We start from the raw sequence: 23,320 nt of genomic DNA on the forward strand, positions 1-23,320 counted from the left end.
ATATCTCCAAAAGCGATATATTTGTATCATACGGGTGAGTATAGAATGAAAGAAATCGTAGACATGACGGAAGTTAGCCGAACAACGTTGTATAGATATTTAAGAAGCCCAATAAGTCAAAAGTAAAGAGGAGTGGCTATGCATGAAAAATAAACTTCCGCCTCCTCTCACTTCTTTGTCAGAAGAAAAGAGGTTAATTTGCAAATGGTGATTCTCCTGTACCAGACTCAGTAGTTTTAGGTAAAATTAATGGAAGCTGATCCTCTCGAACTGCTGACATTGTGCCATCTTCCCAATGAATAATTGGAATCGGCTCTCCCCAATAACACCGACGGCTATATAGCCAACCACGAAGACGACATGCCACTTTCTTCGTTCCAATTTCTTTTTCCTCTAACCAGGAAATCATTTTGGCAATAGCATCTTCTTTGCCCATACCATTTAAGAAGGTCAGAGTTGATATGCTCGTCATCGCCTACATAGGTATCTTTCTCGATATCACCACCAGCAACGACCTCTTTAATTGGCAATTTACATTCCTTTGGCAAATTCGCAGTCTCGTTCATCATGCGCGGGAACCGCCATAATTGCTCCTGTACCTTAGCTTACTAATACATAGTCTGCAATCCAGAAGACAGGCGTACCATTCATTACTATTCCTCTTCATTGCAGATTCATTTTTATTATCAAATTTAAACAATTTCATCAGGAAATGCAAGTAGGCTTTAAACATTATTATCACCCCTTCTATTAATGAATTAGCGAAGATTCCTATGATTACTTCAAAAGCTCATTAATACCCGAGCATCTTCCTTCTTACTAAAAACAAACCTTCCTTTTCCAATAAAAAAGACTGCTGTAGCAACCCATTATTTAATTCTATCCACCTGGAGTATCTATCGGAACATTAAAAAAATTATTTTAAAATATTAAAAAGTGTTGACAAGTAAACTTCTCCGTGTCAATATATTATTTATTATTTAAGATAGAATGATTGCTAAACACAAAGATTAGAAGTAGTAAAAGATCATTATTTGGCCTAGAGAGCTGCGGGGTGGTGCAACGCAGTCCAATAATGCTTTGAACTCGTCTAGGAGTGGTAAGAAGGAGGAAAATTTAACTGCCTCTTTTCTTAACGTTTCACCTACGTTACAGGGATTTTAAGGGGGTTCGGTAAGAACCAATAAGAGTGGTACCGCGGTTGCTTAAGGCATGTCGTCTCTTCTTTCATTTAAATATGGAAGTGGAGTTGATATGTCTTTTTTAGTTATAGGAAGGATTGATTAGGATGAAAATAAAAGCGGATGACAATATTGATAACACACAATTATATTTTATTAAGGACTGATATTATGGATTATAAGAATTCTCTTAATTTTTTGCTATATATTAGAAAATTCGTTCTCTATAAGAGGCTAGTAGAACGCTATAGTTCTTAATATGAATGTATAATATTATTTCTTCATATTGCAGCCTGTCTTCTAGCTATTATTTATAATAAATTATTTTAATAAAATAAGAAGGTTTGACAAGAAATTCAGTGTCAATTTATTATTTCAGATAGAATTATTGCTAAACACAAGGATTAGAAGTAGTAAAAGATCATTATTCGGCTTAGAGAGCTGCGGGTTGGTGCAACGCAGTCCAATAATACTTTGAACTTGTCTAGGAGTGGTAAGAAGGAGAAAATTCAACTGCCTCTTTTCTTAACGTTTCACCTACGTTACAGGGATTTCAAGGGGGTTCAGTTAGAACCAATAAGAGTGGTACCGCGGTTGCTTAAGGCATGTCGTCTCTTCTTTCATTTAATTATGGAAATGGAGTTGATATGTCTTTTTTTAATTATAGGAAGGATTGATTAGGATGAAAACAAAACAAAAATTGCAGAGGACAATGACCTCAAGACACATTACGATGATGGCGTTAGGCGGTGCAATTGGTGCAGGGCTTTTTAAGGGAAGCAGCGCAGCGATAGATATGGCAGGACCTGCTGTTATTATTGCATACTTAATTGGTGGAATGATTCTATTAATTATAATGCAGGGACTTGCGGAAATGGCGGTACGTAATCGTGATGCAAGAACATTTAGAGATTTAGTACAATCGGTACTAGGGATATATCCTGCATATTTTTTAGATTGGATTTACTGGAAAATGTGGGTATTAAACATAACTGCTGAATCTGTTGTCGCAGCGATATTTTTACAATACTGGCTACCAAACTATCCAATTTGGGTACTTGCTTTATTCGTTTCGGTGCTTGTTACCATAATCAATTTGCTATCAGTTAGAGTTTTTGCTGAAACGGAATACTGGCTAGCCCTAATTAAAATAACCGTTATTATTGTGTTTATAATTGCTGGATTATCGTTGATATTTTTAACATTTGGTAATCATACAGCTGTAGGCTTTTCTAACTTAAATGATCACAATGGTTTCTTCCCTAATGGCACAACAGGATTAATTATGGCGATGCTTGTGGTAATTTATTCATATGGAGGCACAGAGATTATTGGAATTACCCTAGCTGAAACGAAAAATCCTGAACAAGCGGTACCAAAAGCTGTCCGCGGAACTTTAATTCGTATAATATCCTTCTATATTTTACCATTTTTTATTATAGTAACCTTAATCCCATGGTATGAAGTAAACGGTGTTCCGGAAAGTCCATTTGTAATGGTATTTAAAATGATTGGTGTACCAGGTGCAGATCATGTAATGAATGGAGTTGTTATATTAGCTATAATTTCATCTATGAACTCTGGATTATACGGCTCATCACGCATCATTTATACACAGGCAATAGACGGACGTATTCCTCCTTTCTTTTCACATTTATCGAAAAGGAAGGTACCCATTTACGCAATATTACTATGCACTTCTGCTTTATACATCGGTGTTCTTATTTCATTATTCGCAGGAAGCAAAACTTTTGAGTTTCTTATGGGTTCCCTAGGATACACCGTATTAGTTATCTGGTTAATCATTGGAATTGCCCATCTTAAGTCACGTAAAAAATTGCAGGATCAAAATAGTAGTTATTCAGTCAAGTTATTCCCCTATACTACATGGGCAGCCATAATCACATTATGTGCTATTCTAATAGGAATTATTTTGACAACTTCATTAATCGTAACCGGTGTAACACTGGCCATCTATATCTTTATAACTGTCACCTATTTTTATAAGAAATCCAAACTAGAATGAAGAACAATACTAAAAACGATGGGACAGTCCTATCGTTTTTGTATGCTTACTTGCATAAATTCAATGTTGCCTTAAAAAGGAGATTAAAGGTCCTGAACATGCAGCAAATGAAGGAACTAAATTTGCCGTACATTTCATTTGGGAAAATGCACGTGAGGATGTCTCAAAACACAAATTCAGTGTCAGTGGTTCCATTTTACACCCATCGATTATTTCAAACAAAGTGAAGAATCTGGGGCTATGTCCCGAAAGGGGAAATGTTAGGACAATCCGCAGATGGAAAGTTTCTTTGGGCACTTTAAGGATTGGGCAGAATATAGAACAAGTAATAATTTTACGGATGTGAAGGAAGAAATTTTGGGGTTAAAGAGGAATATAATCATCGTCGTTATCGATTGGCGTTAAAGAAAATGGCCCCGGTACAATACTGGGACCACTTATTAACTTCTTAAGCACTTTTTTATACTGTCCGTGAGAAAGGGCACAGTTCAATAAAGGAGAGCCTTTTCTTTCATAGTTAGAGACATTGCTTTTTCTACATCGCCGTAAAGCTCGGTTTTGGCAAGCTCATTGTACCAATCATAAGCTGCTTTATAATCAGGTATATCGCTTTTAACTTCTTGCGTATTACATTGAAAGTCCGCGGGCTCAACAAGCGTGACGTTGATCCCGAACTCTTTCACTTCGGCGACCAGCCCTTCGCTAAGATTTTCGTGAGCCGCTTTTGAACTGCAATAGATGGGCAAGGTCGGCAGCTCTGTACACCGCCCATGGACGATATATTGATAATATGTCCGGAATGATTTTTCCTCATTTGAGGAAGAACGGCTTGAATCGTACCCATGACGCCAAATGCAATGGGTTCATATTGCATACGAGCCTGATCAACCGTTTCTTCTTCAAAAACGCCCGCATGAGCGTATCCCCCATGGTAGCTATACATTCCAATGACGCTTGGCGAAGCGAATTGCATATTCCTTGCCGAAGCCTGTTGACGTGCCTGTAATTAAAATCGTTTTACTCATCTGTATACTCTCCTGATAGCGGACAGAGCATCGCTCATGAATGATCTTAAACCTTAAAGTCATCTTTAAGTCAAGTATTAGTTTGTAGAAAAATCATTCTATTACGATACGTTTGAAAGTTATTTCCACCAGTTTGCTGAAGGATATTTCGTTGCTCCTATTGTTACGGTTTCACCTATTCTAGGTGTCGCCAAAGCTACATTCAGCTGCTCAGCCGCTGATTTTGCCCGTTCAATAGGATCTGTCCAAGTGTGCAATGCTAACGTAAAAGCTCCCCAGTGTATAGGGATCATCAATCCACCTCCTACATCCAGGTTAGCTTGCAATGACTCTTCAGGAGTCATATGAATATTCGCCCACTTTTCATCATATTGACCCGTTTCGATTAGCGTGATGTCAAACGGTCCGTATTGATCGCCAATCTCCTTGAAATGTGGTCCGTATCCGCTGTCACCGCTATAGTATACTCTCGTTTGATCACTAACAATGACCCAGGAGCTCCATAAGGTAGACCCGCCGCTGCTAATTCCGCCCCGGCCAGAGAAATGTCTTGCCGGCGTGCTGATTAACGTCAGTCCCTCAACGGCCTCCTCATCCCACCAATCCAGCTCTTTAATGCGTTCAGGTTCGACTCCCCACTTCGTCAAATGCCCGGCAACCCCTAAGGGAACTATGAATTGCTTCACATTTCCTTTCAGCTTTCGAATCGATCCATAGTCCAGATGGTCGTAATGATCATGAGATATAATAACAGCGTCTATTTCAGGCAAATCCTCTATTTCTGCCGGCAGCTTATCGCTGTATCGTTTGGGACCGAAGAAAGGAACGGGAGAAGCATAATCACTGAATACGGGGTCTATTAACAGCTTCACCCCATTTACTTTCAGCAATAGTGTGGAATGACCAAACCAGATCACTTGATCTTCCTTATTTTCCTTGAAAGCGTTCGAATCAAAAGAATCGATCGGAAAATTCTCCCTCGGTCTGCTGTTCGGAGTCCCTTTTATCGTTTTAATCAACGCATCCGCGGTATCTTTTATACTGTAATCCATCGGCGTTGGAATTTGATTGTGGAACTTTCCGTTGATAAACTGTGGAGAAGCTTGAATTCTACTCTGACTTTCCGCCGAGCTTTTGCCGCCAAGCGGAGGGTGATATTTAAGTATTAAAAAAATAACTATAGCGGATATAACGACTAGAATTAATAATTTCATCATATTGATCCCAACTTTCTCTTCATTGCATAACGGAACTGTGACCCAGAATCGCCTTAGGCTCCAAATACTCTTCGATTCCATTGGTGCCGCGATTCCTGCCTATGCCGGAGTTTTTAAACCCTCCGAACGGTTCTTTCGGTTCGTTTGTCATGTAAGCTGTTGACCGAAATCCGTCCGGCCACCTGTTCGGCGGCCTGGTTACCCCGGATTGCAACCTTTTTCTAAGCCTGCTCTAAAATCTCGGGCATTTTCACGGCTTCAATCGGTAACGTAACCATAATATGTTATTTTCAAGAGGTTCTACTTTTTGTAAAGTAAACTCGACGCCAGGCCGAAAAGGATTGTCGCCATATTCAAATAGTGAAATTGAATTGTTAGTCCCTTCTACCATCGGAACTAGTATTAAACTTAATTCATCCACTAACCCAGCACTTAAGAACGAGCCATTGATATATCCACCGCCTTCGAGCATAAATTCGGTTATGTTATAGTATCGACTGATTTTATCAAGTGCTAATTTTAAGTCTAATCTATTGCTTTTTCCAGCAAAGATGTAGGAAACACCGATTGCACGAAGGTGTGCTAAGTACTGATTGCTTACATTTTCGCTTAACACTGTGATGATATGTTGTCCACGGCGCCCTTCATACTCTTCACCCATCGTCCCTTGTTCCCATCCTAGTTTACCTGATGGATCAATGGCAATAGCGTATGCAACAGCGTTTGTATCCGCAATAAAGTCTTCACGAGAAACTTTGGTATTCGGATACTTAGATAAATCTACCTAATTTCCATATGTCACGTTTTCTTCAAATGATACTCGTCCACAAATCCATGCATTAGAATTATATTTATGATGAATGTTTTCCCACTCTTGTCCAAAATAACTAGCACTTGGAGTTTCTAAGTAGTTCCCATCGATTTTTCCATCTAATGATGTTACCATATGACAAATCACTTTGTATTGTCTCATTAATAATCTCCTTTTTTTCTTGAAAAATGGGCTTATCCTTGATTTCATCTTAATCAACAAAGCTTATTTGGCATACTTTGCTAAGTTTCATAGATCTTCAGCTTTTGATTTGCAATTTTTATAACTTCTTCAAGATGTTTCTTTTCCATATTTTTCTTGTGATCTTTAATAATTGCTTTTCACTCTTCAATGGTAGAATCACCCTCTAAACCCAAATCTATAATTAAGCATTACAAGCACCATTCCTGTTTTTAGAAAGGATCCTACGGCTACTCCGTGCTACCAATTATCGATCGTTGGTTTATTTTAGTTCTGTGTGGAAAGAGAAAAGTGGTTTGAAATTACTGCTTCTTTATTTTTGTCATAAGTATTATATAATGTGGATATAACTAAGACAAGACATGATGCACTAACATCCTGCCTACTAACTTATCGCCCAAGCGAGAGGTTACTTATCTAAGATTTTTTTCTCTTAGAGAACCACCCCGACTGGCGAGTCTTACGGGTGGTTTTCTTTTTGGATTTTTTACGTTGTATCTTGCTGAAAAGAAGAGCCAAGATTTGTGTTATCACCACCTTAGCAAGAGTTGTAGTCAATCCAATAGTACGTCCATTGCGGTCACCTCCCTCCGTCTCCAACATGGAGAATAAAGGGAAGTAACCTCCCACCTGAACATTTAGTTACTTATAAAATTAATGAATTGATTCAATGCATGTCGATTCTTCTGAAATAAAGCATTTTATTAATACAAATCATTAGAGACATAATAACCACCTTCTATAAATTGATAGGAGGTTATTAAAGTTATTAAATAAAATTGATTTATAATCTATTTTAAGGTATTTGACAAACACTAAAGATGTTTGGTCTTATTCTTTTACTAATGCCCTGATAAGAATTAAACAACTTTATTATTGATCTTTAAGTACAAACACCATTAAAGGATAGAAATTCAAACAACTTTAAAGGATAGAAATTCAAACAACTTTAAAGAGCCTTACTACAATAAAATGTAGGAATGCTCTTATATTTTCATATTAAAATTAAATAACTTTATTATCACTTTACAGTTGATCCTCAATGTTGTGGAAAGTCATGCTATTGTAATGAATTAGGTTAAAGTTATTAAGAATAAGGCGAGGATACTTTTTTATCATTTCCATCAGTGCCTTATTCAAATTCGTATCAATCTTCTCCCTTAATTGTAGGATTAGCGCCCAGCGCCACTCTCCTCCGAACCGTACGTACACCTCTCAATGTATACTGCTCTCCACTTGCCTATATTTGTTTAACACATGGGCGCACAACACTTCCTACCTTTTGTTTCTATTTTTTTTAGATCCATGAATACTTTTCATACTGCAAACACAAACTATCTATCGTGGCCAATTTCCTTACATAAGGAGAAAATCATGAAACTTAATAAGATAGGGAGTGCAATAATGGGCATTTTAAGTGGTAACCCAAAAGATGAACCTTTACATTATGGTGAAGTATATGGTTTATTTACAAATCTTTCTACAAACAACGGAACAATTTCTAGTTATCAAACATTGATTAATCACGCAGGCGATGAAGACCTAAAAAAGCTAATTGAAGAAGCTATCAAAGGTCTACAAGCTGAAAACCAACAATTAGAAGAACTATTAAAAAGTAACGGGATTGGACTTCCTCCAGCACCACCTGCACGTCCTAACGCAAACTTAGAAGACATCCCAGTTGGAGCAAGATCTACAGATCCAGAAATTAGTGCAGCAATCTCGATTGGCACTGCTGCAGCCCTGGTTGCATGTAGTCAAGCTATAGGACAATCCATTAGAGAAGATGTAGCAATGATGTATGGTCAGTTCCATATGAATAAAGCTCAGTTTGGTGCAAAAATGTTAAAACTTAATAAGGAAAAGGGATGGTTAATTCCCCCTCCACTGCACATTAGCAAAGGAACAGAATCATAATCATTAGGCGCCTCGTTTGAGGTGCTTTTTTAATTTACACCCCTATCATTAGGTTCACTAAATCACTTCAAAAACACTAAACATCCGATAATTTTTCTTCAAGTAACTCAAAAGATTTGTAATACTTTCCTGGCTCTTCACCTCCTGCATGAGCACTAGCTCCGCTTGCAGTATTTCAGCTTCTGTTGCGCGAATACTACCTTCGACATGGGTAGCATTACATGTTGCCTCGTACTATTACCTTCGCCATGTGCAGACTGACCAGTTGCTATTACACCAAAACCATCTGCATGGGAAGCTACACTATCGCTTGTGTAGGAGAGCCTTCTGCATGTGAGGCACCGCGAGTTTCACTATTATATTCTTCCGCTTGAGCTACGTTTCCGATCACAATCGTATTAATACCTTCTGCTCCGAGCAAGTCTCTAAAGGATTTTGATTACTGCCATTCGCCGCCTTTATCCTTCCTTTCAAATCAATCATCTATTATCGCTTAATCATACCTTCTTCACTAAACTATATAGAAAGAATATGAGCGTTTGGACAAATAACCTATTTTTTGAAAATCAACTCCCAAATATAATAAAAACCGATCCCAAAAAGATCGGTTTAATCAAATTTATTCACCTTTAGTTTGAATAACTTGAGGCTGTTGGCCTGATTTATCTTGCATTTGCTTTCCTTTATTACCACCAAATCCTCTGGATTGCGTGCCAAGATGGTTGGGAGCAAAATCTTTGCTGTTTTTCTTCGGATTACCCATAGAAACTCATCCCTCCTCAATTATAGTATGTACCAAGTTTGAGACCTGAGTATGGTAAATACTTTCATTGAGGGCTATTCTGCTTTATTTAGACGTAAGCGTTTTTCTTCTAAACGCAATTCGATTTTATCAATTTCCACTTGATCCTTAAGTAGCTGACGTTTGTTTTCTGAAACTAATTCTGCGAAGGAACGTTTTCTTGGCTTTCTCATGGTTTTCACCTTCCTTTAATATCATTCTACCCATCAATATTCCCAATAACCATTTAAATTATTACAACTTTTCGAAAATTAAATTGATAATTAAAAAAAAACAAAAGCATTAGCCTGAGCTAATGCTTCTATTCCATACCTGCAACTTTTTCACGAAGCAGTTCAAGTGGTATTGCACTGAAGTATTTATCCTTTATGATGCCATTTTTATCTATAAAGTAAGTAGTGGGTATAGTGATCACCTTGTATTGTTCATTCACTTGATCTTTTTCATCTAACAAAACGGGAAATTCAATCCCCATTTTATCAATATAACCACTTACATTACTTTTTGGATCGATGTTTATTGCTAACAATGCTACATCTTCATCTTTTCCACTAAAATAGGTTTGAAAATCCTTCATTTCCATTTTACAAGGAGGGCACCAGGTTGCCCAAAAATTCAATATCACTTTCTTACCCTTAAAGTCGGAAAGGCTGACAGCTTTGCCATTCATATCTTTTAAGGTAAACTCTGGCGCTTGACTATTTATTTTCAACCCGGGTAGGCGATCAACTTTTCCAAGTGCATCATTATTCGGGGTATGCAAAAAAGTCACTAAGGTGAATATAAAGAGGGTCAAAAGGCATTTTTTAAACAAAGATATTCATCCTTTCGCTACATTTTTATTCTTTAGTGTGCCTAAAACACAAGAAAATATAGCGTTCGAATAAACCAGTAGCCAATGAGAAATGATACACTGCCATAAATAAAAATGTATGCCCAGCTCCTATAGGGCCATTTGCTTCTCAGCATCTTCCAAGTAAAATAAAGAAAGGCGATTGCTGCTCCTAATAATACTCCTTTCAATCCGCCAGTTAAAAACAATAAAGCCTTTGGATTATCAAATATCAGGTTGGAATAGAAGAGTACTGCACTTAATTTATAAGTTCCGAAGAAAATTAGCACCATATTGGTTATTGTATTAAATGCTTCAGCTCGGAATGATTGATCATCCTTTGTATGGAGCAGTAAAATAAAAACCGCAATCACTGCAGCAAAGATAATTAATATCCACTCTGTTTTAATTAGAAAAGGACCAAGTAAAAACACATCCATTTGCTTTCCTCCATTTAAAATCTTTTCTGTATCATACCATTGTAGATTGGTCTAACTTAAAATAAAGAACAAAAAAGGCATTGTGTGAGTAAATCACACAATGCCTTTTACGATTGACAATTAGTTAACTAATTTATCACGAAGCACCATTGGCAGAATACCGCCATGACGATAGTAATCAATTTCAACTTCAGAGTCAAAACGAACAAGCGCTTCAAAAGTAGTCACTTTACCTTTTTCATCTGTTGCTGTAACCGTTACAAAATCGCGTGGTCTTACACTTTCATCCACTTGTACATCGATTGTTTCTTTTCCAGTAAGGCCAAGTACTTCTGCGCCTTCTCCATCCTTGAATTGCAATGGAAGAACACCCATTAATACTAGGTTAGAACGGTGAATACGCTCATAACTTTCAGCGATAACCGTTTTAATGCCTAGAAGGTTTGTACCTTTGGCAGCCCAGTCACGTGAAGACCCCATACCGTAGTCTTTACCAGCTAATACTACTAGGCCTGTGCCATCTTCTTTATACTGCATGCAAGCATCATAGATAGAAGTGACTTCGCCTGTTGGCCAGTAAGTTGTGTATCCGCCTTCTGTACCTGGAGCAACCTGGTTGCGGATACGGATGTTTGCAAATGTACCGCGCATCATCACTTCATGGTTTCCACGACGAGAACCATAAGAGTTGAAATCACGAATCTCTACCCCATTTTCACGAAGATATTTACCAGCTGGTGTATCTTTTCCGATTGCACCTGCAGGAGAAATGTGGTCTGTTGTAACAGAGTCACCGAACTTACCAACCACTCTTAACCCTGCTAAAGGCTTCACTTTATCCGCATTTGGTGTTAACCCTTCAAAGAATGGCGGGTTTTGAATGTAAGTTGAAGTTTCATCGAAAGAATATAAAGGCTCATTGCTTGTTTGGATTTCATTCCAGCGCGCATTATCATCAAACACATGCTTATATTCTTTGTTGAACAATTCAGGTGTAACTGTTTGTTTTACGACTTTATTTATTTCTTCAGTTGTTGGCCAGATGTCTTTGAAGAATACATCATTGCCATCTTTGTCTTTACCTAATGATTCTTTTTGAAGATCGATATCAACCGTTCCAGCAAGAGCATAAGCAACAACCAATGGCGGTGAAGCCAAGTAGTTTGCTTTCACAAGTGGATGGATGCGTCCTTCAAAGTTACGGTTACCAGATAATACAGATGTTATAAGAAGATCACTGTCAGCAACTGCTTCTTCGATTTCTTCCTTTAACGGACCTGAGTTACCGATACAAGTTGTACAGCCATAACCTACTAGGTTAAATCCAAGCTGCTCAAGGTATGGAAGCAATCCTGAGTCATTTAAATAACCAGTTACTACTTTTGATCCTGGAGCCAATGAAGTTTTAACGAATTTCGGAACCTCCAAGCCTAGTTCTACCGCTCTCTTCGCTACTAACCCAGCTCCTACAAGTACATAAGGGTTGGAAGTGTTCGTACAGCTTGTGATTGCAGCAATTGCAACAGCACCAGTTTTCATCGTTGTTGAATCACCATTTTTAAAGTTAACAGTGACCTCTTTATTGATTTCCTTCTCATCAAAACCAAATCCTTGGTTTCCTTGAGGAGCAGTAATTGCTTTGTTAAATTCTTCTTTCATTGCAGAAAGAGGAATCAAATCTTGTGGACGTTTTGGACCTGAAAGGTTGGCTTCAATTCCAGTTAAGCTAATCTCAACAACATTAGTGTATACAGGCTCTAACGCTGGATCAAAGAATAATCCGTTAGCTTTAGAATATTCTTCAACTACTTTGATTTGCTCTTCAGAACGACCAGTTAAACGCATATAGTCAAGTGATTCCACATCAACTGGGAAGAATCCACAAGTTGCGCCATATTCTGGAGCCATGTTTGCGATTGTTGCACGATCTGCAAGTGGAAGCGCTGTTACACCTGGGCCGAAGAATTCAACGAATTTCCCTACCACTCCGTGAGAACGAAGCACTTGAGTCACTTTTAGCGCAAGGTCAGTAGCAGTTGCTCCATCAGGAAGCTCACCTGTTAATTTAACTCCAATCACTTCTGGCACTGGGAAATATGAAGGCTGTCCAAGCATACCTGCTTCTGCTTCAATACCACCAACACCCCAACCAAGAACACCGATACCATTAATCATAGTAGTATGAGAATCTGTACCTACTAAAGTATCTGGGAATGCTTCGAAATCACCTTCAGTTGTTTCAATTGCATGAACAACATTTGCCAAGAACTCAAGGTTTACTTGGTGAACGATACCAGTTGCTGGTGGAACAGCACGATAGTTATCAAATGCTTTTTGAGCCCAGCTAAGGAATTGGTAGCGCTCAGCATTACGTTCAAATTCAAGTACCATATTAGCTTCTAATGAATCCGGCGTACCGTATTTATCAACTTGTACTGAGTGGTCAATAACAAGATCAACCGGTTTTTCCGGATTGATTTTATCAGGATCTCCGCCCATATCAGCCATCGCTTTTCTTAATGAAGCTAAATCTACAACTGCTGGTACACCTGTAAAGTCTTGCAGGATAACGCGGGAAGGTTTAAATGGAACATCCACTTCTCTTACATCCGCTGTTCCCCATTTTGCTAAGTTTTCAACATGCTCTTTAGTAATTACTCGACCGTCATATTGACGTAATACCGATTCTAATAGAACCTTAATTGAATAAGGTAATTTAGATACCTGTCCTATTCCAGCCTCTTCAAGTACTGCTAAGTCATAATAATGGTAGCGTTTCCCGTCTACATCGAACGACTTACGGGCATTAAAAACATCATTCTTTGCCATATAATATTACCCCCTAATTCGAACTACACATTTCATAATAAAACATTTAATAGGAAAAAGTCGAAAAGTTTGAATTTTTACCCATCCTCACTTTTCTCACAATTCCTATAATAATACAACCTTCTACATAAGTAAATAACAAGAAAGTTATTGTTTTCGATAAGTTTTTCTTATGATAAATAACGTTTTTTGATTTTTAAGCTTAAAAAGCATCTAAATGATAGTGATTTTCAATTAGACACATAAATGATTCTTATACTAATACTATTTCAGTAAAACTTTTTGCGTTGTGGTTAAAAAGTTATTTCTCCATATTTCAACATAATTCTAACTGATTTCTGCAATGCTAATAGCGGAGGTGACATCCATGTCTAAAAAACATATCAGTAAAACCCAGAATGTAAATGAGCCTTTGGCTGAAGCACAAAAACAAAATAATAAAAAGAAGAAAAAGAATCAATGAGAAAAGGAAGCGATAAGACGCTTCCTTTTCTCATTGATCCAATTTGCTGATGATGGTATTGAGATCAGCCTGAAATTGTTCAAGCTGAGCACGTTCATGTTCTGATGCTACCGCTAATGCGTTTTCGATTTGTTGTGACGCTTCATTTATTTCTTGTTGCAAATGCTTCAACTGATGTCCGTAATCTGCCGAATCTTGATTCATTTCACTATATATCTCCTCAGCATCCTCCATTCCCTGCTGAGCAGCTTGAAAGGCTTGCTGTTTATTTTTATGGTAAGGCATAGATTTACCTCCTTATTTATTAATTTATTAATCCTTATTAAATTGTACATTTCCCATTAAAATATACTGCATAAAAACCCTAAGCTATTCCATCCTAAAAAAGAGGAGGGATGACCATGAATAAGAACGATGGAAAAGATATGAGAAAAAATGCACCAAAGGGTGATAATCCGGGGCAGCCTGCACCTTTAAGCGGTTCTAAAAAAGTAAAGAATCGCAATCATTCCAGACAAAAGAACCATTCTCATCATGATATGTAAATGAATTTAGCTGCCCTTAATGATTAAGGGCAGCCGTATAATTTATTATTCATTGATTCTCAAATTTCTTAGTCACTTCAAACTTTATTTTAATCACTAAAGAAGCGTATTATTTTTTTGACAAAGTCGTTAACGCCAGTAATATTACTTCCTCTTCTTCCTCGCTAACCGTTCTTAAATCAATTAATATCTCTGCTTTTTGGATTCTGACAATAATAGAGGGTGCGGTATCTACTCGTAAAAAGTTAGCCATTTCCTCAACGGAAAATCGCTGATGTTTAATTGCAGCCGCGATTGATGGCAGTTCAACCTCAGGCATGGCACCGCCTCCTACCTTTCCAGTTGTTTCAACAATGGAAGTAATAAAACCTGATGTTAAGGCATGCAACTTACGAATAAACCTTTCCGACCGCAGCTGAAGCTCTTTCCTGGAAACGCGGATATCTCGAATAACGGGAATATTGTTTATCGCTTGATTGCCTTTTACATAGTCTATCAGCGTCCCTTCAAGTGCAGCTAACGTCATTTTATCAACACGCAGAACACGTGCAAGCTGATGTTTTTTTAATACGTCGATAAACTTCTTCTTGCCGGCAATGATCCCTGCTTGAGGTCCTCCTAGCAACTTATCACCACTAAAGGAAACAATATCCGCGCCCATCCCTATGACCTCTTTGACAACTGGTTCTTGACCCGTGCCATTCTCACTAAGGTCGGAGAGTACTCCGCTTCCTAAATCCTCATAAAATAAAATATTGTTTTCACTTGCCAATTGGGCGAGTTTATTTGCTTCTACTGTTTGGGTAAATCCAATCACCTTAAAATTGCTTGTATGTACTTTCATAATCATGGCTGTTTCTTCATTTATTACTTTCTGATAATCCTCGATATGCGTTTTATTAGTCGTCCCGACCTCAACAAGATTTGCTCCGCTTTCTTCCATTATCGAAGAAACCCTAAAGGAACCGCCAATTTCAACAAGCTGTCCTCTAGAAACAATGACTTCCCGCTCTGATGCTAACGCCTTCAAAATAAGATAAACGGCAGCGGCATTATTATTAACTACCATAGCTGATTCTGCATCAGTTACTTGCTTAATCATGCCTTCTATATGATCATGTCTAGAACCTCTTCGTCCTTCAGCGATATTATATTCAAGGTTTGAATAGCTCCCAGCGATTTCTAACATATGTGCAATCGCTCTTTTACTTAACCTTGATCTGCCCAGGTTGGTATGCAGGATAGTTCCTGTGCCATTAATGACTTTTCTTAGCGTATATTGAACCATCCTATTAATAGAAGAATCCAGTTCATTGAAAATATGATTTTTAAAAGCTGCACTATCTGGTTCTGGTCCTTCCCAGCCATTATCTAATATTGACTGTCTCACCAGTTGAATAGCGCTTTTTAATTTGCTGGTTAACCCTTGTTCATTTATTTCGTGTTGTATCAATAATTGACTAAACCTTTCATCCTTTTGAAATTCATGGATAGGTGGAATATGTCTCATCTTATTCTTCACAATCAATCCTCCAGTCAATGCATCGTTATTATACCATCTATCACCCATTTTTCATTGTTGAATAACATATAGTGTAAAAGGGGGGTTTTATTATGAACAAGGAAGATGACAAAGAATCATTTAATTTAACTGATGTTGAAAAATGGATGGAAAACTTTTTTCTTGATCCACTTACCTCATATATAGATCAAGTTACTTTCCGGATTGATTTATTTGAAACAGATAATGACATCATCATTGAAGCACTCTTAACAGACTTCGATCCCTCTACTATAAAGGTTCATATTGAAAATGAGAACGTTATCATCAATGCAAACAAACAGTCAACTGATGATCCCCCAATCAAAAGAAGTATTGAACTCCCATTCAAAGTGGCTGATAAAGCTGCATATGCAAAGCTTAACAACAACATTCTTGAGATTTATATTTCCAAACAACTAACAGGATCAGGCAAGTGCAGACAATTACCAATACAATAATAGAAAGCATTTGCTTTCTGCTTTTAACATTTTTAGTTTACATAATAATATTATATTATTGCATCTAAGTTTTCCTCTTCCTCCTTTTCTATGATATGATTTTCATCGATACATATTGGAGGTGAGCGATTATGAGTGATGAGAACATCCGTTTGACTTCATTATCTACTAAAGCCGGTTGAGGCTGCAAGATTGGTCCTGAGGACTTAGCGCAAGTTTTGCGCTTATTACCAAAACAAGAACCTGTGCCTGAATTGCTAGTTGGCCATGAGACTTCAGATGATGCAGGTGTCTATCAATTAACTGATTCGATTGCCTTAATACAAACCATTGATTACTTTACCCCGATCGTAGATGATCCGTATATGTTCGGACAAATCGCTGCAGCAAACGCCCTAAGTGACGTGTATGCAATGGGCGGACAGCCAAAAACAGTATTAAATATTGTCGGTTTCCCTGTGAAGAAATTAGGAGCGGACATGCTTTCAGAAATACTTCGCGGTGCTGGTGATAAGGTGAAGGAAGCTGGTGCACTCACAGTAGGTGGTCACTCTGTAGATGATCAAGAGCCTAAATTCGGACTCTCTGTCACAGGAATTGTGCACCCGAAAAAAGTGTGGAAAAATGTTGGTGCCTTGCCAGGTGATGTACTTGTGTTAACAAAGCCTATAGGCGTAGGTATCATTACAACTGGCATCAAACGAAACCAAGTGACTGAAAAACAAGAACAGCAAGTTACGCAAATAATGGCTTCCTTGAATAAAGTAGCTGCAGAAGTGCTGACTTCCTACCTCATGCAGTTACAGATGTAACTGGCTTTGGCTTACTTGGTCACGGAAGTGAAATGGCAAAAGGAAGCAATGTGAGTATCCATATTGATTATGCTTCCATACCTATGATCGAAGGGACTTTCGAATTGGCGAAAGAAGGTGTAATCCCTGGAGGTACAAAATCCAATCATAAATGGTTGCAAAATGATGTTGAATATCAACAAATTTCACTAGAAGAACAATTAATCCTTTGTGATGCAATCACTTCAGGAGGTCTTCTAGTCGCATTGTCGGAAACAGAAGCGAATGAATATTTAAATGCATTAAAAGAGTCAGGCAATGCCGACGCTGCTATCATTGGCAGAGTATCCGTAAAACAGGACAAGCTGATTTATATTGAACTATAAATGGCAAGAATAAGCCGGCTATTATAAGCCGGCTTATTCAGTTTCATAAAGAGTCCCCTGATAGATTGCACTAGAATCATGTCCTTATATGAAATTCACCTTGGTATTTACCCTAGTTCCTTCATGCTTATTATTTGTGGTAAGGTCCGTGTTTAGAAAATAATCATTGCAGGCTTTGTTACACTCACCCTCATTCAATAAATAAAGTCGACTGTAAACAGCCGACTTTACCCAAATTATTTGTTCTTAATTTTTTCTAACATATCAGTAGTCATTTTCCCTAAATCATAATCCGCTTTAAATCCCCATTCCTCCATCGCAGCCGTCGCATCAATTGAATTAGGCCAGCTGTCAGCAATACCTTGGCGAATTGGATCAACATTATATTGCAGTTCAAAAGCAGGAATATGCGTGCGAATTTCTGCAGCAATCTCTTCCGGCTCAAAGCTCATAGCAGTTACATTAAATGAATTGCGATGAAGAAGTTTCCTAGGATCAGCCTCCATCAATTGAACAATTGCATTCAATGCATCAGGCATATACATCATATCCAGATAAGTGCCTTTATCGATATATGACGTATAATTCCCATTCTTAATAGCTTCATAATAAATCTCTACCGCATAATCAGTAGTTCCACCACCTGGAGGAGTCGCATAAGAAATTAATCCTGGAAAGCGCAATCCTCTTGTATCAACACCAAATTTATGATGATAGTAATCAGATAATAATTCGCCGGCAACCTTATTTACACCATACATTGTAGTCGGGCGATGTATCGTATCTTGCGGTGTAAGATCCTTTGGTGTAGACGGACCAAATGCACCGATAGAACTTGGTGTAAAGAATTTTGCATCCATTTCTCTAGCGGTTTCCAATGCATTCATTAATCCACCCATATTGAGATTCCATGCAAACACTGGATTTGCCTCTGCAGTAGCAGATAATAGTGCCGCCATATGGATAATTGTGTCTGCGTTATGTTTTTTTGCGACCTCAAGCATTGTCTTGCCATCCGTTACATCGACCATTTCAAATGGACCTGATATGGCTGCCTCTGAATCATTTTTGCGAATATCCGTAGCAATCACTTCATCAGTACCGTATATCTCTCTAAGCTTTAAGGTCAACTCCGAACCAATTTGACCGAGTGCTCCTGTAATCATAATTCTTTTCATTGCTTTCCCCTGCCTTTTCCCCTACCTTAAAAAGGTTATCTGTTTTATCCTGCTGATATTTAAATAATCTTTAGTTCTTTTCCAACTTTCCCATAAATCTCAATTGCTCTATCTAACATTTCTTTTGTATGAGCAGCAGAAGGCATATTTCTAACCCGGCCTGTTCCCCTTTGAACGGTTGGGAATACGATAGATTTAGCATAAACGCCTTCCTCGTATAGCTTCCTGCTGAATTCTTGTGTTTTAACTTCGTCACCAATGATACAAGGAGTAATTGGTGTTTCACTAGCTCCGATATCAAAACCAAGCTTTTTCAATCCGTCCTTAAGATAATCTGCATTTTCCCAAAGCTTTTGGTTGAGTTCAGTGCTCTCCATCAACATTTCAATCGCTCTTGTGCTCGCTACCACGTCAGCAGGTGTTAATGATGTAGAAAATAAAAATGGTCTGCTGCGTACTTTTAACCAGTCAATTAATTCTTGTTTACCAGCAACATATCCGCCTACTACACCAATTGCTTTTGAGAGAGTACCAATTTGAAAATCAATTTTATCAGATAGGCCAAAATGTTTAACTGTTCCAGCTCCATCACCTAATACTCCTGAGCCATGTGCATCATCTACATAAGTGATCAGATCAAATTCCTCAGCTATTTCCACAATTTCAGGTAATTTCGCAATATCTCCGTCCATTGAAAAAACGCCATCTGTAATCACCATTACTTTATTATATATTCCTGATTCTGTAGCATCTTTTGCTTTCGCTCTTAAATCTTCCATATCAGAGTGATTGACACGAATGATCTTTGCTTTTGATAAACGGCATCCATCGATGATTGAGGCATGATTTAATTCATCAGAAAGGATGGCATCATTTTTATCCATCACAGCAGATATTGCAGCCATATTACAATTGAATCCCGATTGATAAGCAATCGCTGCTTCAGTATGTTTGAACTTGGCAAGGGTTTCTTCAAGCTTAATATGAATATCTAATGTTCCGTTGATTGTTCGCACAGCCCCTGCACCCACACCATATTTATCAATCGCTGTTTTTGCAGCCTGTTTTAAGGTCTCATCAGTTGCTAAGCCTAGATAATTATTTGAAGACAGGTTAATTAATTCTTTTCCATTTATTTTAATCATCGGCCCATTTGGACTTTCCAATGGATCAATTTCATTGTATAAACCCTTCCCTTTTAAATCCTCCAGGTTTTCATTTAAGAATAAGTCTAATGTTTTACTTGACATATAAATTACCTCCCATATTGATTTACATTTCTCAGTTTCTGATTAAAGTACAATTGTCCTTTTCAGAAGCACACTAATTTTCAATATTTAATAAGCTATGTAAGGTTTTACAGATACTACTTTAACACATTTCCAGAGAATGTACATATATAGCGGACATGAAAATGAAGTTAAATTCTTCATATTTTACCCAATTAACTCTCTTTATGTTCATTTAAAATCAGAAAAATGGATTACTTTAAGCATTAAAATGATTAATTTTTCTTTGTTGTGCTAAAATTTACAAGTTATCAATTACATATTTGGAGGGACAAAAGATGAAAATTGCAGCATTCGTTGGCAGTAATCGTAAAGATTCACTGAACAAAAAACTCACACTTTTTATGCAGGAAAGATATCAAGAGAAAGTAGAAATCGACATTCTTCCACTTGAGAAACTTCCTATGTATAACCAGGATAATGAATTAGATCCGCCAGAAATCGTGAAGGAAATCAGAACAAAAATTCTAGAGAGTGACGGCCTTCTCTTTGCTACACCAGAATATAACCATTCGATACCAGCCTTCTTAAAAAACGCGCTCGACTGGTTCTCAAGAATTGAAAAAGTGATGTTGAATAAACCTGCGATGATTGTTGGCGTATCAGCAGGTGTACTAGGAACTGCCAAAGCTCAAATGCACCTTAGACAAATATTAAATTCAGGCGGTATCGGAGCAGTCACACTGCCAGGAAATGAAGTGTTTATCGGATCAGCACTTGATAAATTTAATGAATCTGGCACCTTTACACACGAGCAAACAATCGATTTTCTCGATCAAGTTGTGGAAAATTATATCGGTTGGGTAAATAAAGTGAAATAACATTAAGCAGAGAGCGTACGGATATGGTCGCTCTCTTTTTTTAAGCTTATTCTTCTCTTTTGCTTTGACTGAGCTTGGACTCTAGGCTTTTCTCATCTTATCCCTCTCTTTTGCTACGACTGAGCTTGGGATCCAGGTTTTTCTCCTCTTATGACTCTATTTTGCTATGACTCAGCTTGGAATCCAGGCTTTTCTCATCTTATCCCTCTCTTTTTCCATGACTCAGCATAGAATCCAGGCTTTTCTCATCTTATCCCTCACCTTTGCTACGACTGAGCTTAGAATCCAGGCTTTTCTCATCTTATCCCTCTCTTTTGCTACGATTCAGCTTGGAATCCAGGCTTTTCTCCTCTTATGACTCTCCTTTGCTACGACTCAGCTCTGAATCCAGGCTTTTCTCCTCTTATGACTCTCCTTTGCTACGACTCAGCTCTGAATCCAGGCTTTTCTCCTCTTATGACTCTCCTTTGCTACGATTGAGCTTAGAATCCAGGCTTTTCTCATCTTATCCCTCTCCTTTGCTACGACTCAGCTCAGAATCTAGGCTTTTCTCCTCTTATCCCTCTCTTTTGCAATAAAATAGCTTAGAATACGGTTTTTCTCTCACATCAAAAAGTATGTCACCTCAGCTTTCAGCCTCATATTTTGATAGGCACTATCACACAAGTAGAGGTATGTCTCTTTTTTATCAAAAAGAGATAATTAAAATGATACCTTCTTTAAAATTCTTTTTTATTTATAATTATTATAAAAAAGTATTGATTTTCGGTTGAGAAATGTTATCATTACATTGTGAGCAATCTATTATTTTAGATGAGGTGATTAGTTTAATGAGTGAAAACAAATTAACAACTAGCTGGGGAGCTCCAGTAGGAGACAATCAAAACTCTATTACTGCTGGAGATCGCGGTCCTACTTTAATTCAAGACGTATACCTATTAGAAAAACTTGCACATTTTAATCGCGAACGTATTCCTGAGCGCGTGGTTCATGCTAAAGGAGCAGGTGCACACGGTGTATTTGAAGTTACGAATGATATGTCTAAATATACAAAAGCAAAATTATTTAATGAAGTCGGGAAACGCACTGACATGTTTATCCGCTTCTCAACTGTTGCTGGGGAGCTTGGTTCATCTGATACCGTTCGTGACCCTCGCGGATTTGCCGTTAAATTCTACTCAGAAGATGGCAACTATGATATCGTCGGGAACAATACTCCGGTATTCTTCATTCGCGATGCAATCAAATTCCCTGATTTCATTCATACTCAAAAAAGAGATCCGAAAACTCATTTAAAAAACCCGACAGCTGTATGGGATTTCTGGTCACTTTCACCTGAATCATTGCATCAAGTAACTATTCTTATGTCTGATCGCGGCATACCTGCAACTCTTCGACATACACATGGATTTGGTTCACATACATTCAAATGGATAAATGAAGAAGGTCAAGCTGTTTGGGTTAAGTATCATTTTAAAACAGACCAAGGCATTAAAAACCTTGATGTAAAGCTTGCTGAAGAGCTTGCGGGATCAAACCCAGATTATCATACTGAAGATTTATTCAATGCAATTGAAGAAGGCGACTTCCCTTCTTGGACACTATATGTTCAAATCATGAAAGAAGAAGATGCTAATACTTATCGTTTCGATCCATTCGATGTGACAAAAGTTTGGTCACAAAAGGATTACCCTTTAATCGAAGTTGGTAAAATGACATTGAATCGCAATCCGGAAAACTATTTTGCAGAAGTGGAGCAAGCAACATTCTCTCCTGGAACACTGGTGCCTGGTGTTGAGCCATCACCTGATAAAATGCTTCAAGGCCGTTTATTTGCATATGCGGATGCCCATCGTTATCGCGTAGGTGCAAACCATAACGCACTTCCTATTAACCGCCCAAAAACCGAAGCAAAGAACTATTTCCGCGATGGAGCAATGCGCTTTGATAATAACGGTGGCGGTTCAGTATATTACGAGCCTAATAGCTTTAGCGGCCCTACCGAAACACCTGAAGTGAAGACGACTCCATTTGCTGTTTCTGGTGCTGCAGCTCAAACACCGTATGATCACAATGATCATTACACTCAAGCTGGCGACTTATACCGCTTATTATCTGAAGAAGAACGTGCACGTCTTGTTGCTAACGTAGTTGGAGCAATGAAGCCAGTTGAGAAAGAAGACATTAAGCTTCGTCAAATTCAACATTTCTACAAGGCTGATCCAGAATATGGAACTCGCGTAGCAGAAGGTCTAGGTTTATCTGTACCACAAGAATTAGTTAAATAATATTAAAATTTTTATCTCACTTTATTCTGATGCCTTTAAGTACTCTAACTTAAAGGCATCCATTCTCATTATTATCAATTAGGTTCATTCGAAAGCATGATTACAGAAGTAACACAGTTCCCATTCTCAATTAAAGTACCTTATTCTTAATTGGAAAATAATTATTTTAATATACAGATTATTTTATACAATTATTTTTTTTAATAAAGTCACTTTCTGAGCTTTTACAAAAAGTTATCTGTTAATCAATGAGGTTATTAATACGGTTAGAACGATT

At 37.8% G+C, this 23,320-nt stretch carries 24 protein-coding genes, 3 pseudogenes and 2 other annotated features; of the genes and pseudogenes, 10 read left to right on the top strand and 17 right to left on the bottom strand.

Annotation, left to right across the window (positions count from 1 at the left end; translation table 11 throughout):
* Positions 1 to 21 precede the first annotated feature (21 nt).
* Positions 22 to 126, top strand: coding sequence for a helix-turn-helix domain-containing protein (locus J2S17_RS07100; RefSeq protein WP_370874973.1), 105 nt, complete (start codon positions 22 to 24; stop codon positions 124 to 126).
* A 70-nt stretch (positions 127 to 196) separates the two neighbouring features.
* Here the strand turns inward: J2S17_RS07100 and J2S17_RS07105 are convergent.
* Positions 197 to 633 (bottom strand): annotated as a pseudogene (locus J2S17_RS07105) (leucine--tRNA ligase); the annotation flags it as partial.
* A gap of 364 nt (positions 634 to 997) precedes the next feature.
* Positions 998 to 1,226, top strand: a binding site (T-box leader).
* Positions 1,227 to 1,572: 346 nt separating this feature from the next.
* Positions 1,573 to 1,800: a binding site (T-box leader), on the top strand.
* Between the two features lie 63 nt (positions 1,801 to 1,863).
* Here J2S17_RS07105 and J2S17_RS07110 point away from each other — a divergent pair.
* Together J2S17_RS07110 and J2S17_RS07115 are read left to right on the top strand one after the other, a co-directional pair.
* Complete coding sequence (locus J2S17_RS07110) at positions 1,864 to 3,207, top strand: amino acid permease (protein WP_307473297.1); 1,344 nt, start codon at positions 1,864 to 1,866, stop codon at positions 3,205 to 3,207.
* A gap of 276 nt (positions 3,208 to 3,483) precedes the next feature.
* Positions 3,484 to 3,612: a hypothetical protein gene (locus tag J2S17_RS07115; protein ID WP_307473298.1), complete on the top strand. Its 129-nt coding sequence runs from the start codon at positions 3,484 to 3,486 to the stop codon at positions 3,610 to 3,612.
* 83 nt (positions 3,613 to 3,695) lie between these two features.
* Here the strand turns inward: J2S17_RS07115 and J2S17_RS07120 are convergent, their stop codons facing one another.
* The 6 genes and pseudogenes from J2S17_RS07120 to J2S17_RS07145 all read right to left on the bottom strand — a co-directional run bounded on the left by J2S17_RS07120 (position 3,696) and on the right by J2S17_RS07145 (position 6,422).
* Complete coding sequence (locus tag J2S17_RS07120) at positions 3,696 to 3,890, bottom strand: hypothetical protein (RefSeq protein ID WP_307473300.1); 195 nt, start codon at positions 3,888 to 3,890, stop codon at positions 3,696 to 3,698.
* The gene (locus tag J2S17_RS07125; RefSeq protein WP_307473302.1) at positions 3,887 to 4,150 is read right to left on the bottom strand and encodes an SDR family NAD(P)-dependent oxidoreductase; all 264 of its coding nucleotides are present in this window, start codon (positions 4,148 to 4,150) and stop codon (positions 3,887 to 3,889) included. Before J2S17_RS07125 ends, J2S17_RS07120 begins: the two co-directional genes overlap by 4 nt.
* A gap of 201 nt (positions 4,151 to 4,351) precedes the next feature.
* The gene (locus tag J2S17_RS07130) at positions 4,352 to 5,446 is read right to left on the bottom strand and encodes an MBL fold metallo-hydrolase (protein ID WP_307473304.1); all 1,095 of its coding nucleotides are present in this window, start codon (positions 5,444 to 5,446) and stop codon (positions 4,352 to 4,354) included.
* Positions 5,447 to 5,468: 22 nt separating this feature from the next.
* Positions 5,469 to 5,594: pseudogene (locus J2S17_RS07135) on the bottom strand (aldehyde dehydrogenase family protein); the annotation flags it as partial.
* 105 nt (positions 5,595 to 5,699) lie between these two features.
* Positions 5,700 to 6,110 (bottom strand): RibD family protein, encoded by a 411-nt coding sequence (locus J2S17_RS07140; protein WP_307473305.1) that lies wholly within the window; start codon positions 6,108 to 6,110, stop codon positions 5,700 to 5,702.
* Between the two features lie 123 nt (positions 6,111 to 6,233).
* Positions 6,234 to 6,422 (bottom strand): hypothetical protein, encoded by a 189-nt coding sequence (locus J2S17_RS07145; protein WP_307473308.1) that lies wholly within the window; start codon positions 6,420 to 6,422, stop codon positions 6,234 to 6,236.
* A 1,443-nt stretch (positions 6,423 to 7,865) separates the two neighbouring features.
* On the opposite strand from J2S17_RS07145, the gene J2S17_RS07150 reads away from it, so the two are divergent.
* Positions 7,866 to 8,378 (top strand): DUF3231 family protein, encoded by a 513-nt coding sequence (locus J2S17_RS07150; protein ID WP_370874980.1) that lies wholly within the window; start codon positions 7,866 to 7,868, stop codon positions 8,376 to 8,378.
* A 298-nt stretch (positions 8,379 to 8,676) separates the two neighbouring features.
* Here the strand turns inward: J2S17_RS07150 and J2S17_RS07155 are convergent, their stop codons facing one another.
* The 6 genes from J2S17_RS07155 to acnA all read right to left on the bottom strand — a co-directional run bounded on the left by J2S17_RS07155 (position 8,677) and on the right by acnA (position 13,281).
* Complete coding sequence (locus tag J2S17_RS07155) at positions 8,677 to 8,799, bottom strand: hypothetical protein (protein ID WP_307473312.1); 123 nt, start codon at positions 8,797 to 8,799, stop codon at positions 8,677 to 8,679.
* A gap of 198 nt (positions 8,800 to 8,997) precedes the next feature.
* Complete coding sequence (locus J2S17_RS07160) at positions 8,998 to 9,141, bottom strand: acid-soluble spore protein N (protein WP_307473314.1); 144 nt, start codon at positions 9,139 to 9,141, stop codon at positions 8,998 to 9,000.
* A gap of 74 nt (positions 9,142 to 9,215) precedes the next feature.
* Positions 9,216 to 9,353, bottom strand: a complete 138-nt coding sequence (locus tag J2S17_RS07165; protein WP_307473316.1) for an FbpB family small basic protein — start codon at positions 9,351 to 9,353, stop codon at positions 9,216 to 9,218.
* Positions 9,354 to 9,481: 128 nt separating this feature from the next.
* Entirely contained in the window at positions 9,482 to 9,952 is a 471-nt protein-coding gene (locus J2S17_RS07170) for a peroxiredoxin family protein (protein WP_307473318.1), read from the bottom strand.
* Between the two features lie 83 nt (positions 9,953 to 10,035).
* Positions 10,036 to 10,452 carry a hypothetical protein gene (locus J2S17_RS07175; RefSeq protein WP_307473320.1) on the bottom strand — a complete coding sequence of 139 codons (417 nt, stop codon included), beginning with the start codon at positions 10,450 to 10,452 and terminating at the stop codon, positions 10,036 to 10,038.
* Between the two features lie 120 nt (positions 10,453 to 10,572).
* Complete coding sequence (gene acnA / locus J2S17_RS07180; RefSeq protein WP_307473322.1) at positions 10,573 to 13,281, bottom strand: aconitate hydratase AcnA; 2,709 nt, start codon at positions 13,279 to 13,281, stop codon at positions 10,573 to 10,575.
* Positions 13,282 to 13,648: 367 nt separating this feature from the next.
* On the opposite strand from acnA, the gene J2S17_RS28835 reads away from it, so the two are divergent.
* Positions 13,649 to 13,744, top strand: coding sequence for a hypothetical protein (locus J2S17_RS28835; protein ID WP_370874974.1), 96 nt, complete (start codon positions 13,649 to 13,651; stop codon positions 13,742 to 13,744).
* A 30-nt stretch (positions 13,745 to 13,774) separates the two neighbouring features.
* Here J2S17_RS28835 and J2S17_RS07185 read toward each other — a convergent pair whose 3' ends face one another.
* Positions 13,775 to 14,029 carry a hypothetical protein gene (locus J2S17_RS07185; RefSeq protein WP_307473325.1) on the bottom strand — a complete coding sequence of 85 codons (255 nt, stop codon included), beginning with the start codon at positions 14,027 to 14,029 and terminating at the stop codon, positions 13,775 to 13,777.
* Positions 14,030 to 14,145: 116 nt separating this feature from the next.
* On the opposite strand from J2S17_RS07185, the gene J2S17_RS07190 reads away from it, so the two are divergent.
* Positions 14,146 to 14,289, top strand: a complete 144-nt coding sequence (locus J2S17_RS07190) for a small acid-soluble spore protein P (RefSeq protein ID WP_307473326.1) — start codon at positions 14,146 to 14,148, stop codon at positions 14,287 to 14,289.
* A 109-nt stretch (positions 14,290 to 14,398) separates the two neighbouring features.
* Here J2S17_RS07190 and selA read toward each other — a convergent pair whose 3' ends face one another.
* On the bottom strand, positions 14,399 to 15,811 hold the full coding sequence (gene selA, locus J2S17_RS07195) for an L-seryl-tRNA(Sec) selenium transferase (protein WP_307473752.1): 1,413 nt from the start codon (positions 15,809 to 15,811) through the stop codon (positions 14,399 to 14,401).
* A gap of 92 nt (positions 15,812 to 15,903) precedes the next feature.
* Here selA and J2S17_RS07200 point away from each other — a divergent pair, with 92 nt between their 5' ends.
* A complete protein-coding gene (locus J2S17_RS07200; protein WP_307473328.1) occupies positions 15,904 to 16,290 on the top strand; it encodes an Hsp20/alpha crystallin family protein in 387 nt (128 codons plus the stop codon).
* Between the two features lie 131 nt (positions 16,291 to 16,421).
* A pseudogene (gene selD / locus J2S17_RS07205) lies at positions 16,422 to 17,467 on the top strand (selenide, water dikinase SelD).
* A 236-nt stretch (positions 17,468 to 17,703) separates the two neighbouring features.
* Here selD and J2S17_RS07210 read toward each other — a convergent pair.
* Positions 17,704 to 18,645, bottom strand: coding sequence for an L-threonine 3-dehydrogenase (locus J2S17_RS07210; RefSeq protein WP_307473330.1), 942 nt, complete (start codon positions 18,643 to 18,645; stop codon positions 17,704 to 17,706).
* 59 nt (positions 18,646 to 18,704) lie between these two features.
* The gene (locus J2S17_RS07215; RefSeq protein ID WP_307473332.1) at positions 18,705 to 19,895 is read right to left on the bottom strand and encodes a glycine C-acetyltransferase; all 1,191 of its coding nucleotides are present in this window, start codon (positions 19,893 to 19,895) and stop codon (positions 18,705 to 18,707) included.
* Positions 19,896 to 20,212: 317 nt separating this feature from the next.
* On the opposite strand from J2S17_RS07215, the gene J2S17_RS07220 reads away from it, so the two are divergent.
* Complete coding sequence (locus J2S17_RS07220) at positions 20,213 to 20,755, top strand: NADPH-dependent FMN reductase (RefSeq protein WP_307473333.1); 543 nt, start codon at positions 20,213 to 20,215, stop codon at positions 20,753 to 20,755.
* An 830-nt stretch (positions 20,756 to 21,585) separates the two neighbouring features.
* Entirely contained in the window at positions 21,586 to 23,043 is a 1,458-nt protein-coding gene (gene katA / locus J2S17_RS07225) for a catalase KatA (protein WP_307473335.1), read from the top strand.
* Positions 23,044 to 23,320 lie beyond the last annotated feature (277 nt).

It is taken from the genome of Cytobacillus purgationiresistens (assembly GCF_030813235.1).
Taxonomy (GTDB): Bacteria; Bacillota; Bacilli; order Bacillales; family Cytobacillaceae; genus Cytobacillus; species Cytobacillus purgationiresistens.